The 16,037-nt window shown below is 74.7% G+C and carries 14 protein-coding genes; 4 read left to right on the top strand and 10 right to left on the bottom strand.

The window, feature by feature from the left end:
* Nucleotides 1-23 precede the first annotated feature (23 nt).
* From ACFV2S_RS16010 to ACFV2S_RS16000, 3 genes are all read right to left on the bottom strand, one after another.
* Complete coding sequence (locus ACFV2S_RS16010; protein ID WP_385558598.1) at nt 24-980, bottom strand: SMP-30/gluconolactonase/LRE family protein; 957 nt, start codon at nt 978-980, stop codon at nt 24-26.
* Nucleotides 981-1,108: 128 nt separating this feature from the next.
* A complete protein-coding gene (locus tag ACFV2S_RS16005; protein WP_383797955.1) occupies nt 1,109-1,921 on the bottom strand; it encodes a VOC family protein in 813 nt (270 codons plus the stop codon).
* Between the two features lie 172 nt (nt 1,922-2,093).
* Nucleotides 2,094-3,026 carry a MerR family transcriptional regulator gene (locus ACFV2S_RS16000; RefSeq protein WP_385558594.1) on the bottom strand — a complete coding sequence of 311 codons (933 nt, stop codon included), beginning with the start codon at nt 3,024-3,026 and terminating at the stop codon, nt 2,094-2,096.
* Between the two features lie 153 nt (nt 3,027-3,179).
* On the opposite strand from ACFV2S_RS16000, the gene ACFV2S_RS15995 reads away from it, so the two are divergent.
* Complete coding sequence (locus ACFV2S_RS15995) at nt 3,180-4,679, top strand: alpha/beta hydrolase (protein WP_385558591.1); 1,500 nt, start codon at nt 3,180-3,182, stop codon at nt 4,677-4,679.
* A gap of 98 nt (nt 4,680-4,777) precedes the next feature.
* Here ACFV2S_RS15995 and ACFV2S_RS15990 read toward each other — a convergent pair whose 3' ends face one another.
* The 5 genes from ACFV2S_RS15990 to ACFV2S_RS15970 are packed head-to-tail and all read right to left on the bottom strand — an operon-like array spanning nt 4,778 to nt 10,011.
* Entirely contained in the window at nt 4,778-5,572 is a 795-nt protein-coding gene (locus ACFV2S_RS15990) for an ABC transporter ATP-binding protein (protein WP_385558588.1), read from the bottom strand.
* Nucleotides 5,569-6,552: an ABC transporter ATP-binding protein gene (locus ACFV2S_RS15985; protein ID WP_385558585.1), complete on the bottom strand. Its 984-nt coding sequence runs from the start codon at nt 6,550-6,552 to the stop codon at nt 5,569-5,571. The genes ACFV2S_RS15990 and ACFV2S_RS15985 overlap by 4 nt, the downstream gene beginning before the upstream one ends.
* 5 nt (nt 6,553-6,557) lie before the next feature.
* The gene (locus tag ACFV2S_RS15980; RefSeq protein ID WP_383801453.1) at nt 6,558-7,427 is read right to left on the bottom strand and encodes an ABC transporter permease; all 870 of its coding nucleotides are present in this window, start codon (nt 7,425-7,427) and stop codon (nt 6,558-6,560) included.
* The gene (locus ACFV2S_RS15975; RefSeq protein WP_383801456.1) at nt 7,424-8,377 is read right to left on the bottom strand and encodes an ABC transporter permease; all 954 of its coding nucleotides are present in this window, start codon (nt 8,375-8,377) and stop codon (nt 7,424-7,426) included. The genes ACFV2S_RS15980 and ACFV2S_RS15975 overlap by 4 nt, the downstream gene beginning before the upstream one ends.
* Nucleotides 8,374-10,011 carry an ABC transporter substrate-binding protein gene (locus tag ACFV2S_RS15970; RefSeq protein WP_385558581.1) on the bottom strand — a complete coding sequence of 546 codons (1,638 nt, stop codon included), beginning with the start codon at nt 10,009-10,011 and terminating at the stop codon, nt 8,374-8,376. The genes ACFV2S_RS15975 and ACFV2S_RS15970 overlap by 4 nt, the downstream gene beginning before the upstream one ends.
* A 141-nt stretch (nt 10,012-10,152) precedes the next feature.
* On the opposite strand from ACFV2S_RS15970, the gene ACFV2S_RS15965 reads away from it, so the two are divergent.
* The gene (locus ACFV2S_RS15965) at nt 10,153-11,214 is read left to right on the top strand and encodes a LacI family DNA-binding transcriptional regulator (RefSeq protein ID WP_385558578.1); all 1,062 of its coding nucleotides are present in this window, start codon (nt 10,153-10,155) and stop codon (nt 11,212-11,214) included.
* A gap of 5 nt (nt 11,215-11,219) precedes the next feature.
* On the opposite strand, the gene ACFV2S_RS15960 is transcribed toward ACFV2S_RS15965, so the two are convergent.
* Entirely contained in the window at nt 11,220-12,854 is a 1,635-nt protein-coding gene (locus ACFV2S_RS15960; protein ID WP_385558575.1) for an amidohydrolase, read from the bottom strand.
* A 97-nt stretch (nt 12,855-12,951) separates the two neighbouring features.
* Between ACFV2S_RS15960 and ACFV2S_RS15955 the strand changes: the two genes are divergently transcribed.
* A complete protein-coding gene (locus ACFV2S_RS15955; RefSeq protein WP_385558572.1) occupies nt 12,952-13,740 on the top strand; it encodes a helix-turn-helix domain-containing protein in 789 nt (262 codons plus the stop codon).
* Nucleotides 13,741-13,832: 92 nt separating this feature from the next.
* The gene (locus ACFV2S_RS15950; protein WP_385558569.1) at nt 13,833-14,168 is read left to right on the top strand and encodes an SCO4225 family membrane protein; all 336 of its coding nucleotides are present in this window, start codon (nt 13,833-13,835) and stop codon (nt 14,166-14,168) included.
* Between the two features lie 68 nt (nt 14,169-14,236).
* On the opposite strand, the gene ACFV2S_RS15945 is transcribed toward ACFV2S_RS15950, so the two are convergent.
* Nucleotides 14,237-15,913 carry an IclR family transcriptional regulator C-terminal domain-containing protein gene (locus ACFV2S_RS15945; RefSeq protein WP_385558566.1) on the bottom strand — a complete coding sequence of 559 codons (1,677 nt, stop codon included), beginning with the start codon at nt 15,911-15,913 and terminating at the stop codon, nt 14,237-14,239.
* Between the last annotated feature and the right edge of the window lie 124 nt (nt 15,914-16,037).

Here is a 16,037-nt window from a genome sequence, read left to right as displayed (position 1 = left end):
GGCCCCGGCCCCCCCGCCCCGCCTCAGGCCGCCGCGCCCTGCCAGGGCCGGTGGCCGGGGCCGGCCGGGTGGGTGCCCGTGACGCTCATGACGACCGAGTACAGGCTCGTCTGGGCGGCGATGAAGAGGCGGTTCAGCTTGGCACCGCCCCAGGCGATGTTGGCCACCGGCTCCGGGACGTCGAGGCGTCCGATCAGGGTCCCGTCGGGGTCGTAGCAGTGCACGCCGTCGCTCATCGCGGCGGCCCAGAGGCGGCCCTCCGCGTCGAAGCGGAGGTTGTCGAAGCGGGCCCTCTCCCGGACCGAGGCGTCGGCGAAGACCTCGCCGTCGGAGAGCGTGCCGTCCTCGCGCACCCCGAAGACCCGGATGAGGCCCGCCCGGGTGTCGGAGACGAAGAGCCGCCGCTCGTCGTGCGAGAAGACGAGGCCGTTCGGCGCGCCGAACCCGTCCGCGACCAGGCGCACCTCACCGCTGTCCGGATCGATGCGGTACACGTTGTTGGACCCGATCTCGCTCTCCGCGCGGTGGCCCTCGTAGTCGCTGGTGATGCCGAAGTCCGGATCGGAGAACCAGACCGAACCGTCGGACTTCACCGTCGCGTCGTTCGGACTGTTCAGGCGCCGGCCCCGCCAGCGGTCGGCGAGCACGGTGACCGTGCCGTCGTGCTCGGTGCGCGTCACGCGCCGGTTCCCCTGCTCACAGGAGATCAGCCGCCCCTCCCGGTCGAGGGTGTTGCCGTTGGCGTGCCCGGCGGAGCGGCGGAAGACGGCGACGGCCCCCGTCTCCTCGTCCCAGCGCAGCAGCCGGTCGTTCGGGATGTCGCTCCAGACCAGCTGCCGCCAGGCGGGCAGGTAGACGGGCCCCTCGGCCCACCGGCAGCCCGTGTGCAGGACCTCCAGGGCGTCGTCGTCGTACGTGCACCGTCCCGTGAGGAACCGCTCGTCGAACATCTCGTACAGCTCGGGGCGCTCGCCGCTCATGGGCCCTTCCCTTCCTGACAGCCGCTACTCATGCCGAATCTGATCCTGCGCAAGATGCAGATTGCTGGATCATCTATGGTTCACACAAGGAGCTGCCGAACGGAGAGGTGTGGATCACAGGCCCCGCGTCACCCCGTGACCTCCGCCTCCACGGTGAACAGCGCCCCGTCCGGGTCCAGGACCACCACCCGGCGCTCGTCGTCACCGCCCGGCGGCCGCGCCCCGGCCCACTCGCCGCCCGGCACCACCGACCCGCCGTGCTCCACCACCGCCGCCCGCGCCGCCTCCAGGTCCCGCACCCGGAAGCGGACCAGCCAGCGCGGCCTCAGCTGCGGGCTCGGCGACGCGGACTCGACCGGACCGCTGTTGAGCCGGGCGACGGCCTCGCCGTCCCGCCGCAGCACCACCCGGTCGTGCTCGTACGACACCTCACTGGCGCCCGGACGCCCATCCGCCCAGCCGAGCACCCCGCCGTAGAACACGGCCGCGTCGAAGGCGCTGCGGCTGTGCAGCTCCACCCAGGCCGGCGCCTGCCGCTCACCGACGTGCCAGCGCGAGACCAGGCGCCCCTCCCACACGGCGAAGACCGCCCCCTCCAGATCCGTCGCGAACGCCGCACGGCCCCGCGGCGGATACGCCATCGGCCCCACGCCGACCGTCCCGCCCCGCTCCCGGATCCGCGCCACGGCGGTGTCGGCGTCGTCGACCCCGAAGAACACCGTCCAGGCCACCGGCACCGCGGGCTCCGCGGCCGCCGTCGTGATCCCGGCCACCGGCACCCCGTCCCGCTCGCCCACCACGTACGCGTCACCGAGGTCGCCCGGCCTGAACGTCCACCCGAGCACGGCACCGTAGAAGCGCTGCGCTTCCTCCAGATCGCGTGCGGACAGGTTCAGCCAGCACGGTGCACCGCCCGCGTCCCCGGTCGTCTGCCCCGACACCGGCACCACCTCCTTGTCGTCCTGAGTCCGTGCGGCCCCTTCCCCGCCCCGCCGCCCCGCAAGCACGCGTTCACCCGGGTGGCGACGAACACCACCCGCCCGGGGACTCCCGCACGCGCCGGGCCCCGCACCCGCGCACGGCGGGGAGCCGGCGGGGCCGCCATGGGATGGGTCAGGCGGCCGGGCCGTGGACCTGCGCCCGGAGTGCCACCGACAGACGGTGGTGCAGCAGGCCGAGGACCGGCTCGTCCGGGGCGAACAGACCGGCGGCGAGCTTCCAGTACCGGGGGAGCACCGGACTGTCGTCGAGGGCGAGCAGACCGATGAGCCGGCGCCGGAAGTCCGGGGTGTCCGCCTCCCCGCGCGCGTGGGCGTAGGCGGCGACGAAGCAGTCCAGGGCCCCGCCGTCCTGCGGCGCCCGCCCGGCCAGCACCTCGGCCGAGGCGAGACCGTACGCCTCGGCCAGACCCTCGTAGAGCACGACCGGACGGTACTCGCCGTCCGGGAGCGGCGGCGCGGGCCGGAACTCCGGCCGCTCCAGGCGCGGATCGGTGACGAGCGCGTGCAGCCGGGCGAAGGCGAGCACCTGCCCCGGGGCGGGCTCGTCCGGAGGCCGCGGCACCACCGCGTCGAGCACCGTCGCGACCACGGGACGCGGCAGCCGCGCCGGCAGCGCGCGCCGCCAGAACCGGACCAGGGCGTCCGTGTCGGGCGGGGCGGGCAGCGCGCCGAGCAGCCGCAGCCGCTCCGGCCGTTCCCCGGGGGCGCAGTCCCGGAGTAGCCGGAGGGAGGCCTCCTGCCAGCGCAGCGCCACCAGCTGGGAGCCCACGTCCCGCAGCCGCCCCGCGACGGCCTCCTCCAGCGCCTCGTCGGCCCCGTCGTCCACGAGCACCCGCTCGACCTCGGGAACCGGCAGGTCGAGCGCGCGCAGGGACCGGATGAACCGCAGCCGGTCGAGCGCCTCGGCCCCGTACCTGCGATGCCCCCCGGAACTCCGGCCCGCCTCCGGCAGCAGCCCCCGGTCCGAGTAGAACCGCACGGTCTTGACGGTGACGCCCGCCCGCGCGGCCAGCTCCCCGATGCTCCACAGACCGTCGGACGGCACGAGGTGAACCTCCTGGCGGGGGGCGCGATCGACTCCGGACACGACCATTCTGACGTCCCGCCGGCCAACCCCTGACGGCTGCCTTGAATCTCCCGCAGGGGGAGTTCCTAGCGTGACCGCGAGAGGTCCCCGAGGAGAGACGAGGAGACGGCCATGACGGCTTTCGTGCTGGTACCGGACGTGTTCACCGGCGGCTGGGTGTGGGAGGAGACCGCCGCCCGGCTGCGCGCCGCGGGAGCGGAGGCGTACCCCGTGACCCTGACCGGGGCGGGGGACCGGCGCGCCGAGGCCGGTCCGGGGACCGGTCTGGAGACGCACGTCGACGAACTGGTCCGGTTGGTCGACGGGATCACCGCGGACGAGATCGTCCTCGTGGGGCACGGGTACGGACTGCACCCGGTCCTCGGCGCCGCCGACCGGCGGGCCGGGCGCGTCGCCCGGATCGTCTCCGTGGACACGGGCCCCCCGCAGGGCGGCGACGCCGCCGTCCGCTCCGTACCGGACCCGGAGGTCCGCGAGCGGCTCGCCGCGCGGCCCGGCGCTCCGGTCCCGCCGCCCGCACCGGGGGCCTGGAACCGGTGGGGCAGCCTCGAAGGGATCCCCGCCGAGGACCTCGCCCGGCTGGAGGGCGAGGCCGCGCCCCAGCCGGCCGGCACCCTCACCGAGCCGCTCGTCCTGACCGGCGCCGCCTCCGCCCTCCCGACCACCGGCGTCCTGTGCGCGGCCAACGGACAGAGCATCGCCCTGGTCGAGATGGCCGTGGCCTCGGGCCCGCCCCAGTTCCGGGTGTTCACCGAGGACCGCTTCCGCTTCTTCGAACTCCCCACCGGACACTGGCCGATGCTCTCCGCGCCCGGAGACCTGGCCGAGGTGCTGCTGCGCGCCGCGGCCGGCGGGGGCCACCGGGTGACGGCGCCCGAGACCGCGCACGAGCAGCCGTCCCACCTGCTGCCCTTCCTCCTCGACGGGCCCGAGCGGCCCCGCGAGCGGGTCGGACGCGTCGACCTGCACCTCCCGGACGCCGAAGGCCCCCGCCCCGCGGTCGTCTTCGTCCACGGCGGCCCGATCGCCGTCGACCAGGTGCCGACCCCGCGGGACACGCCGTTCTTCCGGGGGTACGGCCGCTACGCGGCGAGCCTGGGCGTCGTCGGCGTCACCCTGGACCACCGGCTGCACGGCCTCACCGACTACGCCCGCGCCGCCGCCGACCTCGCCGAGGCCGTCGAGCTGGTCCGGGCCGACCCGCGCGTCGACGGGGAGCGGATCGCGCTCTGGTTCTTCTCCACCGGTGGACTCCTCGCCGCGGACTGGCTCGCCGCGCCCCCGCCGTGGCTGCGGTGCGTGGCGGCGAACTACCCCGCCCTGGCGCCGCTGCCCGGCTGGGACGCGGTGGAGGCCCGCTTCCGCCCGGTGGACACCGTGGGAACCGCCGACGGGCCGCCGGTCGTGCTGACCCGTGCCGGTCTGGAGCACGAGGTCTTCACGGCGACGGTCGTGGCGTTCCTCACGGCCGCGAAGGAGCGCGGCGCCGACATCGAGGTCGTCGACGCGCCGCACGCCCACCACGCCTTCGAACTGGTCGATCCCACCGACGAGTCCCGCGCGGTCGTGGAACGGTCGGCGCGCGCGGTCCTCGCCCGCCTGCGGGACTGACGCGACGGACCGGGCCGGGGCGGGAGGGCGCTCGCCGCCCGGGAGGAGGGGCGCTCCCTCCCCCCGGGCAGGGAGCGCCCCTCCTCCCGGGCCCGGGGTCAGTCCCCCGCCGGCCGCCTGCCGCGTCGCCGGGGGACGGAGTCCAGGAGCAGCCGGGTGTACGGGTGCTCCGGCGCGTCCAGGACGCGCCCGGTGGGGCCCTTCTCCACGACCTGGCCGGACTTCAGGACCAGCACCTCGTCCGCGATGTGCCGGACCACCGCGAGGTCGTGCGTGACGAACAGGTAGCCGATGCCCGACGCGCGGCGGATCGCGCCGAGGAGTTCGAGGATCTGCGCCTGGATCGACACGTCGAGCGCGGCGACCGCCTCGTCGAGGACGAGGACCCGGGGCTCCACGGCCAGGGCGCGGGCGATCGCCACGCGCTGGCGCTGTCCGCCGGAGAGCCCCCGGGGCAGCGCCGAGGCCTCGCGCGCGCCCAGACCGACCTGGTCGAGGAGCTCCGAGACCCGGGTCCGGCGGCCGGCCGGGTCGAGGTCCGTGTGGAGGCGCAGGACCTCGTCGAGGCAGCCCGAGACCGTCACCCGGGGATCGAGCGACAGGTACGGGTCCTGGAAGACCATCTGGATCTCCCGGGCCCTGGCCAGCCGTTCGGCCCGGCCCCGCGGCCGGGTGGAGCGGTCCCGGCCGTCGAGGCGGACCGTGCCGCCGTCCGGGCGCTCCAGGCCCACGAGCATGCGGACCGTGGTCGTCTTGCCGCTGCCGGACTCGCCGACGAGCGCGAGCGAGGACCCGGGGGCGAGGGCGAAGGACACGCCGTCGACGGCGGTGTGGTCCCCGTACCGCTTGCTCAGGCCGTCGACGACCAGCCCCTCCTTCGATGCGACGGTCACGGCGTGATCCCTTCTTCGGCGCGGTGGCAGGCGGCGAGCCCGTCTCCGTGGCGTGCGAGCGCGGGTGTCTCCTCGGCGCAGCGGGGCAGCGCGTGCGCGCAGCGCGCGGCGAAGGAGCAGCCGGGCGGCGCCTCCGCGAGGGAGACCGGGCGGCCGGGGATGGGCCGGGGGGCCGGCGCGCCCGGTTCGATGCGCGGGGTGCAGGCGAGCAGACCCGCCGTGTACGGGTGGCGGGGCCGGTCGAACAGCTCGTCCGTGGACCGGGTCTCCACGATCCGGCCCGCGTACATGACGTACACCCGGTCGCAGACGGCGGCGGCCAGTTCGAGGTCGTGGGTGACGAACAGCATGCCCGTCCCCCGCTCGGCCCGCAGCCGGGCCAGGATCGAGAGGACCTCGGCCTGGGTGGTGACGTCGAGCGCGGTCGTCGGCTCGTCGGCGACGAGGAGGTCCGGCTCGCTCGCGAGGGCCGCCGCGATGACGACCCGCTGGAGCATGCCGCCGGAGAACTGGTGCGGATGGCGGCGCAGGGCGCCGCGCGGATCGCGGATGCCGACCGCGTCGAGGAGTTCCTCGGCGCGGGCGGTCGCCCGGGCGGCGGGCGTCCCGGCGGCGCGCAGCCCCTCGGTGAGGAAGTCGCCCACCCGCCGCAGCGGGTTGACGGAGGCGCGCGGGTCCTGGAAGACCATGGAGACCTGCCGGGCCCGCAGGCCGGTGAGTTCGGCGCGGTTCATCGTCAGCACGTCCCGGCCGGCGACCCTCACCTCGCCCTCGGTGCGGGCGCCGCCGGGCAGCAGTCCGAGGACGCTGCGGCAGGCCACCGACTTGCCGGAGCCGGACTCGCCGACCAGGCCGACCGTCTCGCCCGGCCGCACGGTCAGGCTCACGCCGTCCAGGATGGGCCGGGCGGCCCGGTCGCCGGCCAGGCGGACGCCGAGGCCCTCGATCTCCAGGACCGGTGCTTTCGCCACCGTACTCATCGCGTTCACCGTTCCCGCTTCGCGATCCGGTCGGCGAGCCCCTCGCCGACGATGCCGAACGCCACCACCGCGAGCACGATGCACGCGGAGGGCGCGAGGGCCGGCAGCATCGCCCCCTGCAGGACGGCCGCCTGCCCCTCGTTGATCATGGAGCCCCAGTCGGCGGCCGGCGGCTGCACCCCGAAGCCGAGGTAGGACAGCGCCGCCAGGTCCATCAGCGCGTACCCGAAGTTCATCGCGGACTGAGCGAACACCGTCGGCGCGATGTTGGGCAGCAGGTGGCGCACGCAGACGGTCCAGCCGGACCAGCCCTGCACCCGGTACGCCTCGATGTACGGCCGGGCCTTCTCCTGCCGGGCGATGCCCCGGACGAGCCGGCCCACGTACGGGGTGTAGGCGACGGACATCGCGATCACGGGCGCGGTGAGCCCCGAGCCGACGACCGACACCAGCAGGATCGCGAACAGCAGGCCGGGGATCGCGAAGACCATGTCCATGGAGCGGGAGAGCATGGTGTCCACCCAGCCGCCCCGCCAGGCCGCCACCACACCGAGGACGGTGCCGAGGAGGGTGGAGACCGCGACGACGAGCAGCGGCCCGAGCAGTCCGGTGCGGGCGCCGTGGAGCAGCCGCGACAGGACGTCCCGGCCCGACTGGTCCGTGCCGAGCAGGTGGTCGCCGGTGGTGCCGACGAGGCTGGCCGACAGGTCGAGCGCCTCGGGGTCGTACGGGGCGAGGACGGGCGCGAGCACGGCGACCAGGACGAGCAGGGCGAGCACCGCGACCGAGACCGCGAAGAGCGGTCCCTGGCCGAACAGGCGCAGGACGCCCAGCCCCGGCCTGCGGTACGGCGGCGCGGAGGTGGTGGAGGTCATGAGGAGCCTTCCCCGAGGGAGAGACGGGGGTCGATGAGCGGGGCGAGCAGGTCGACGACGAGGTTGACGAGGACGAAGGCCGCCACGCTGAGCAGCGTGATCGCCTGTACGACGGCGAAGTCCTTCGCGGTGACCGACTGCACGAGCAGCGAGCCGAGCCCGGGGACGTCGAAGGCGGTCTCGACGATCGAGGTGGAGATGAGGAGGCCGGCGAGCATCGTGCCGGCGACGGTGACGACCGGTCCGAGCGCGTTGCGCAGCACGTGCCGGCGGACCACGGACCGGCCCGCGACGCCCCGGGCCCGCGCCACCTCGACGTGCTCGCGCCCGAGTTCGTCGAGCATCGCCGAGCGGGTCACCCGGGCGAGGAGTCCCGCGAAGGACAGCGCGAGGGCGAAGGCCGGCAGGGTGAGCTGGTAGAGCCGGTCGGAGAGGCCCTCGGGCGTGCCGCCGCCGGGCCCGGGGAACCAGCCGAGCTGCACCGAGAAGAGCGAGACGAGCGCGATGGCCGTGACGAACGAGGGCGTGGCGGTGGCGACGCCGGTGCCGATGAGCACCGCCCGGTCCGGGACGCCGGGGCGCAGCGCGCCCAGGACACCGGCCGCGACCCCGAGCACCACGACGAGCACGGCGGCGTAGCCGACGAGCAGGGCGGTGCCCGGCAGCCGCGAGCCGATGAGCGAGGCCACGTCCTGGTGGTACTGGGCGGAGCGGCCGAAGTCGCCGCCCAGGACGTCGCCGAGCCACTTCGCGTACTGGGTCACGAGCGGGTCGTCGAGGTGGTGCTCGGCCCGCAGGGCGGCCACCGTCGCGGGCGTCGCGGGGCGGCCGTGCAGGAGGAACGACACCGGGTCGCCGGGGGCCAGGTGGATGGATCCGAAGACCACGAGGGAGGTCACGAACAGCACCGCCGCCAGGCCGAGGAGCCGTCCGACGAGGTAGCGCGTCATCGCTGGGAGGCCCCGATCGTCGCGGCCCACGGGAAGTAGAGCTGGGCGATGCCGGTGGGGGCGCCGGTGATCCGCTTGCCGAGGAAGACCGAGTAGGGGGCCTCGTACACGGGGATGATCGGCAGCTCGTCCCTCGCGATCTTCTGGAGCTTCGCGGTGAGCTCGGCGCGCTTGGCGGGGTCGGGCTCGGAGTTGGCGCGGTCGAAGGCGACGTCGTACTCCGCGTTCGACCAGCGCCCGTAGTTCCCGAAGTCGCCCGTGCGCAGGTACTGGTAGAACTCCAGCGGGTCGGGCGTGTTGTCGTATCCGTTGGTGATGACCAGGTCGAGGCCCTCGCGCGCGTCGGGGTCGACGAAGAGGCTGCTGTACGCGTCGGGCGAGACCGGCTTCAGCACGACGTTGAGCCCGATCTGGCGGCCCGCGGCCTGGACGGCGTTGGCGACGACGCTGATCTCCGGCGCCAGTGTGCTGGTGACGAGGGTGACCGTCCGCCCGGTCGCGTGGGCCTCCTCGACGAGCTTCTTCGCGGCCGCGACGTCGTAGACCAGCTCGGGCTGCGTGTCGAAGAGTTCCGCCGTCCTCTCCGGGGCCAGCGCCCAGGCGCCGCGCGCGGCGGGGGCCTTCGCGGGGACGCCGACCCCGCCGGCGGCGGCCTTGATGATGTTCTTCCGGTCGAGGGCCATCGACAGGGCCTGGCGGACCTTGAGGTTGCCGAGCGTTCCGTGGAAGTCGAGGACGGCGAGGTCGGCGACGGCGGTGTTGGGGCCGAAGAGGAGCGTGCCCTTGTTGCTGGAGCGCAGCTGGCCGAAGGCGGAGGACGGGAGCAGGTAGCCGCCGTCGGCGGCGCCGGAGAGCAGGGCGTTGGCGCGTGCCGCCGGGTCCTCGACGAAGGTGAACTTCACCTTCTCGGACTTGGGGGTGAGCGTCTTGTCCCAGTAGGCGGCGTTCTTCTTCAGGGTGATGCTGTCGCCCTGGGCCCAGCTGTCGAGGGCGTAGGGGCCGGTGCAGTTCAGCTTCCCCTGGGGGGTGCCGTAGTCCTTGCCCTCCTTCTTCAGCGAGGCGGCGCTGACGACGGTGCCGGGGGAGGCGGCCATCAGTTCGTGGAAGAGGACGTCGGCCTTGCCGAGGCGGATCGTCACCTCCAGCGGGCCGGTCTTCTCGATGGAGTCGACGGTCTTGAAGGAGGAACCCCAGGGCGAGCCCGTCCTCGGGTCCATCTGCCGCTTGAGCGAGGCGACCACGTCGTCGGCGGTCATCGTGGTGCCGTCGTGGAACCTCACCCCGGGCCGCAGGGTGTAGACGAGGGTGCGCGGGTCGGGCTGCGACCACTTCTCGGCGAGACCGGGCACGATCTTCATGTCGGGTGTGACCCGCAGCAGCTGCTCGCACACGTTGGCGAGGACGGTGTTCGGCGGGTAGTCGTACGCGAGGGCGTAGTCGAGCGTGTACGGCTCGGCGTACAGCGACCAGGTGAAGGAGTCCAGCGGCCCCTGCGCGGGCGGTGAGAGCGGGCTGACCTTGACGTTCGGGCCGCCGCCGGCCGCCGGCGGTTTCGTGGCGCCGGAGCAGCCGGCGGTGGTGGCCGCGACCGCGGCGGTACAGGCGAGGAGCGCGAGGGCTCGGGGCATGCGCATGGGGACCCACCCCTTTACGGGTGTAGTGACGGGCTCGGGGGGATGGAGCGAGTATTGGTGCGGGAACGTTCCCGCACAAGGCCTGCAGACGACTTTGCGGGAACGGTTTTGCAGAGGTCACGGGGGTGGCACCATCACCCCATGACCGAAGCTTCACGGCACGGCGGGCAGCCCTCGCCGCCCGTCCCGCGCGTCCGCCTCGTCGACGTGGCCCGCGAGGCGGGCCTGTCCAAGACCACCGTCTCGGCGGCGCTCAACGGCACTGGAAGGCTGTCCCCGGAGGTCCGGGAGAAGGCCCGCGAGACCGCGCGCAGGATGGGCTACCGGCCCAACGCCACCGCGCGCCACCTGCGCGCGGGACGGGCCCGGCTGATCGGATACGTGGTCGGCGAGTTCGCCGCCACTCCCTGGACCACCTTTCTCGAGTCGCCGTACTTCGCCCGGCTCACCGGCGCCACCGCGGCCGCCGCGCTCCGCCGCGGCTACGCGATGGTGCTGCTCCCCGCGGGGACCCTGCAGAGCGAGTGGGCCGACCTGTCCCTCGACGCCGTGGTCGTCGCCGACCCCGTCGCCGACGACCCGGTCGTCGAGGACCTCCTCGCCGCCGGCATCCCGCTCTCGACGGACCGGTCCGTCGAAGGCAGGCCCGGGGCCTCCTGGGTCGACGTCGACGCGGCCGGCGCCGTCCGCGAGGCCCTCGACCACCTGCGCGGGCAGGGGGCCGGCGCGCCCGTCCTCGTGGTGCCGGACAGCACCACCCGCTTCCACCTGGAGGCGGTCGCCGCCCACCGGGACTGGTGCGCCGCCCACGACCTGCCGGAGCGGGTGGTGCGCGTCGGCGAACCCGGAAACGGCCCGGTGGTGCGCGCCGTCGAGGCCGCCCTGACCGCCACCGGACCCGGACGGCCCGACGCCCTGCTGGTCGTGGCCGAGGCGAGCCCGCCGCTCGTGCTCGACGTGGCGCGCCGCCACGGGTACGAGGTTCCGGACGACCTGCTCGTCGTGCTGTTCAGCGAGGACGCCACGGCCCCGCACACCGAGCCGCCGGTGACCACCCTGAGCCTGCGGCCCGAGGCGATCGCCGAGGCCGGTGTCGAGCAGCTCGTGGAGGTCCTGGAGCACGGCCGCCGGGACCCCGCCGGGACGCTCGTGGCGACGCGTCTCGACGTGCGGGCCTCGTCGCTGAGGACTCCCGCCGGGTAGCGGTGTCAGACCGCGTGCACCAGCCGCCCGCCGACGTACGTCCGCTCGACCCGGGCCTCGGCGATCTCCTCCGGCGGGCCGGTGAGGATGTCGCGGTCCAGGACGACCAGGTCGGCGAGGTGGCCGGGGCGCAGGCTGCCGGTGTCGTCGAGACCGTTCACGTGCGCGGTGCCCGCGGTGTAGGCCGCGAGCGCCGTGCCGAGGTCGAGGCGCTGCTCGGGGTAGAAGACCCGGTCGTCGGTGGCGTCGGGGTCGCGGCGGTTGACGGCGACGTGGATGCCCGCGATCGGGTCCGGGCTGCTGACCGGCCAGTCGCTGCCCGCGGCGAGGGTGGCCCCGGCGCGGACCAGGTCGCCGAACGGGTACTGCCAGGCGGCGCGCTCGGGACCCAGGAACGGGATGGTCAGCTCGTCCATCTGCGGCTCGTGCGCCGCCCACAGCGGCTGGATGTTCGCGATGGCGCCGAGCCGCGCGAAACGGGCCACGTCCTCGGGGTGGACGACCTGGAGGTGCGCAAGGTGGTGCCGGTTGCCGCGGCGCCCGTTGGCGGCGATCGCCGCCTCCACGGCGTCCAGCGCCTCACGCACGGCCCGGTCGCCCAGGGCGTGGAAGTGGACCTGGAAGTCGAGGGCGTCCAGCGCGGCCACGTACCCACGCAGCGCCTCGGGCTCGACGAAGCTCAGGCCGCTGTTCGCCGTGGCGCAGCCGCAGCCGTCCAGGTACGGGCTGGTCATGGCGGCCGTGAAGTTCTCCGCGATGCCGTCCTGCATGATCTTCACCGACCCCGCGCGGAACCGGCCGGAGCTGAACTTCTCCCGCCGGGCCACCAGTTCGGGGATCTGCTCGGCGCCCCGCTCCCGGTCCCACCACAGCGCCCCGGTCACCCGGGCGGTCAGCGAACCGTCGCCGGCCGCCGTCAGATACGTCTCCGAGGGGTCGGCCATCCCGCCGAAGGAGCCGAGCAGCGCGTCCTGCCAGGCCGTGATGCCGAGCGAGTGCAGCAGCTTCTGGGCGCGCAGCAGGCCGGCGAGCCGGTCCGCGGCGGTGGTCGGCGGCAGCAGCCGGGCGACCAGACCGATCGCGCCCTCCTGGAGCATGCCGCTGGGGGAGCCGTCCGCCTCGCGCTCGATTCGGCCGTCGGCCGGATCGGGACTGTCGGCGGTGAGCCCGGCGAGTTCGAGGGCACGGGAGTTGGCCCAGGCGCCGTGGTGGTCACGGTTCGACAGCAGGACCGGCCGGTCCGGTACGACGGAGTCGAGCAGCTGCCGGGTCGGCATGCCGCCCTCGAAGCTCTCCATCGACCAGCCGCCGCCGGTGATCCAGGAGCGCTCCGGGTGGGCGTCCGCGTACTCCCGGATCCGCTCCAGGTAGTCGGCGACGCCGACCGTGCCGGTCAGATCGCACTCGGCCAGCTCCTTGCCGCCGGAGACGGCGTGGATGTGGGCGTCCTGGAACCCCGGGAGCAGCAGCTTCCCCGTCAGGTCGACGACCTCCGTGCCGGGACCGACGAGATCCCGCACCTCGTCGTGGCCGACGGCGACGATCCGCTCGCCGACGACGGCGAGCGAGGACGCCCGGGTGCGGGCAGGATCCGCGGTGAAGACGGGACCGCGGGTGAAGACCAGATCGGCCGTGGTCATGGGCGCTCCAGAACAGGTGGTGGGGTGTCGGTCGGTGGGCGCCATGCAAGCGTTCGGGCCGTTTACACGTCAATGGCGTTGACGTAAGGTTCCGGCCATGTCCGAACGCGTGGTCCCCGAAGGCAGCCGGCAGCGCCGCCGCCCCACCAAGCAGGGCGCCGTCCTCTCGGAGCGGCTCATCGTCGAGACCGCGCTGCGCCTGATCGCCCAGCACGGTGCGGAAGCCCTGTCGGTACGGCGTCTCGGCGCCGCGCTCGGCGCCGACCCCACCGCCCTCTACCGGTACTTCCGGAACACGGACGCGCTGCTCCTCGCGGTCGCCGACGAGATGATCGGCCGGGCGCAGGAGGGCTGGACGGCCACCGGGGACTGGCAGGCCGACCTCCGCGAGCTGGGACTGCGCATCCACGCCTGCTACCAGGCCTATCCGCAGGCGGCGGCCCTCGCGGCCCACCGCACCACCGGACGGCACCACGAGACCCGGGCGGTGGAGCGGATCCTCGGCGTGCTGCGCTCCGCGGGCTTCCCGGACGCCCTGGCCGTCCGCGTCTACCACGCCTTCGTCGACCAGGCCCTCGCCTTCGCCGCCCAGGACGCCGCCGCGCTCGCGCTGCCGCCGGCGGCCCAGGAGAAGGAGGCCGAGGTGTGGCACGCGGTCTACGGCCGGCTGGCGCCCGACACCCACCCGAACATCGCGGCGACGTTCCCGCTGCTGGCCGCCGACATGCGCGACAGCGGGTACCCGTTCGCCCTGGAGCTGATGCTGGCGGCGGTGGCGGCACTCCGTCCCTCGCCACCCTCCGTCCGAGACCGCGCCGTTGCCGGACCGCGCCCGGTGCAGCCGGTCGCCGGGGCCCACAACGCGCGTGCACTCACGGCGGGTTGAGTAGCGCTACTCAGGCGCCGACGGGCGTCCCCGCCGCACGATGGAGCCCTCGTCGACATGGCGGAACCGATCCGCCCCAGGAGGAACCGATCATGCGAGACAGCCGCCTGCGCACCCTCGTCCGCCTCACGTTCGCCAACCCCGCCTCGCTGGTCTACCTCGGCCTGGTGGCCGTGACGGCGCTCCCCCTGGTGCTCACCCCGGCGATCGAACGATCCGGCTTCGAGGGCCTCTGGCTGCTCTTCGTCACCGCGCCCACCAGCATGCTCCTGCTCCTCCCCGACTTCACGGACGGCGACTCCGGCCTGGCGATCGGGTACTTCTCCGCGGCACTGGCCCTCGCCGCGCTGCTCCACTCCTTCCTCCTCGGCCTGGCGTACCGGGCCGTCCGGGGAGGCCGGTCGCGGGAGGCCCGCACCACGGCGTGAGAACGCTGCGGGCCGGGCCCGTCAGCCCGGCCCGCACCACGGCGTGAGAACCCTCCGGGGCGGGCCCGTCAGCCCGGGGACACCCGGGAGAAGCGGCCCACGGACGACAGGTCCGCGCTGATCAGGCCCGCCGTCTCGCGCAGGGCGGGAAGCAGCGCCGCCAGGCTCTCCTCCGGCGTCCCCCGCCCCGCGTGCAGGGCCACGTTGACCGCCGCGACCGCCCTCCCCGCGCCGTCCGTGACCGCCACCGCGAGCGACCGGAGGCCTTCCTCCAGTTCCTGCTCCACCCACCCGTATCCGCGGACCGCGGTCGCCGTCACGGCCTCGTCGAGCCCTTCGCGGCTCGTCACGGTCCGCGGGGTGAGCGCCTCCGGCGTGATCCGGCCGAGCCGCTCGGCGCGTTCCGCCGCCGGCAGGGCCCCGAGCAGGACGCGGCCCATGGAGGTCGCGTACGCGGGCAGCCGGGTGCCGACCGTGATGTCGATGTGCATGATGCGGGTGCTCGCGACCCGGGCGACGTACCGGATGTCGTCCCCGTCCAGGACGGCGACGGACGCGGACTCGTGCACGCGCAGCACGAGGGCGACGAGGTGCGGGGTGGCGATCTCCGGCAGGCTCAGGCCGGAGAGGCGGGCGTAGCCGAGCTCCAGGACCCGAGGGAGGACGGTGAATCCGTCGGACTCCTCCCGTACGTAACCGAGATGGCGCAGGGTGATCAGCGACCGGCGGGCGGTCGCCCGGGGCAGTCCGGTCAGCCGGGCGAGCTCGGAGAGCCGGGCGGGACCCCGGACGGAGCCGAACGCGCGCAGCACGTCGAGACCGCGCGCGAGGGACTGGAGGAACCCCGAACCGAGCTCCTCCTTGAGGCCGGGTGCCGAAGCGGCCGGCGAGGCGCCGGGTGCCCCGTCCGTCGCCGTCACCGCCGTCGCCCCTTCCAGCGCCCCTTCCATGGCCGTGACCGCGCGGCGGAGCGGCGGCAGGGCCTGTTCCGCGAGGCTCGCGGAGCTGTGCCGGCTGGTGTGGCTGACGACGCTGACGGCGCAGACCACCGCGCCGTCCGGCCCCCGGACCGGCAGGGCGACGGCGAGCAGTCCCGGCTCGATCAGCTGGTCGTCCACCGCGATTCCGGTCGTGCGGGCCTCCCGCACCCGGTCGAGGAACTCCGCCTCGACCGGGTCGGGCGGGGACGACGGGCGGGGCGGTACGGAGGGGAAGCCGGCGTCCAGCGGGTCCTTCGCGCGCCGGGCCCGCCACCGTTCGAGGTCCGCCGCGTCCCATCGCGCGGCGAACAGCGCGCCGGGAGCGCACCGTTCGGCGGGCAGGAGGTCCCCGGTCCGGAAGGAGATCGCCATGGCCCGGCGGCGGGTGGCCTGGGTGAGGAACCGGACGCCGTCGCCGTCGGGGACGGCGACGGACACGGACTCGTCCAGCGCGTCGGCGAGGGCGACGGCGTGCGGTCCGAGGAGCTCGGGCAGTCCGCAGGAGGCCAGGTAGGCGTTGCCGAGTCCGGCGGCTCCGGGCGCGAGCAGCAGGTCGCGGCCCTCGGTGCGGAGCACGCCGAGGCGGACGAGCGTGGTGGCGACCCGGTCGATCGTGGAGCGGGCGAGACCGGTCGTCCGGGCGAGGTCGCCGGGCCGGTGCCGGACGTCGGGGCCCGCGGCCACGGCGCGGAGCACGGCGAGCCCGCGTTCGAGCGGTCCGACCAGCTCGTCGGGCGGGTCCGGGGCCTCGGTGGGCTGCGGCATGGTCCGGACTCCTCGGGGCGGTGGCGGGTGGTGCGGGTGCGGCGGGGCGGGCGGAGAAACCGTACCGGCGCCGTTGACAGGGCCCGTGGCGCGGATGGACACTCACCCCCGCCAAAATTCTGAA

It is taken from the genome of Streptomyces sp. NPDC059695, from assembly GCF_042733785.1.
Lineage (GTDB): Bacteria > Actinomycetota > Actinomycetes > Streptomycetales > Streptomycetaceae > Streptomyces.
This window is presented reverse-complemented; position numbering and strand designations above follow the sequence as displayed.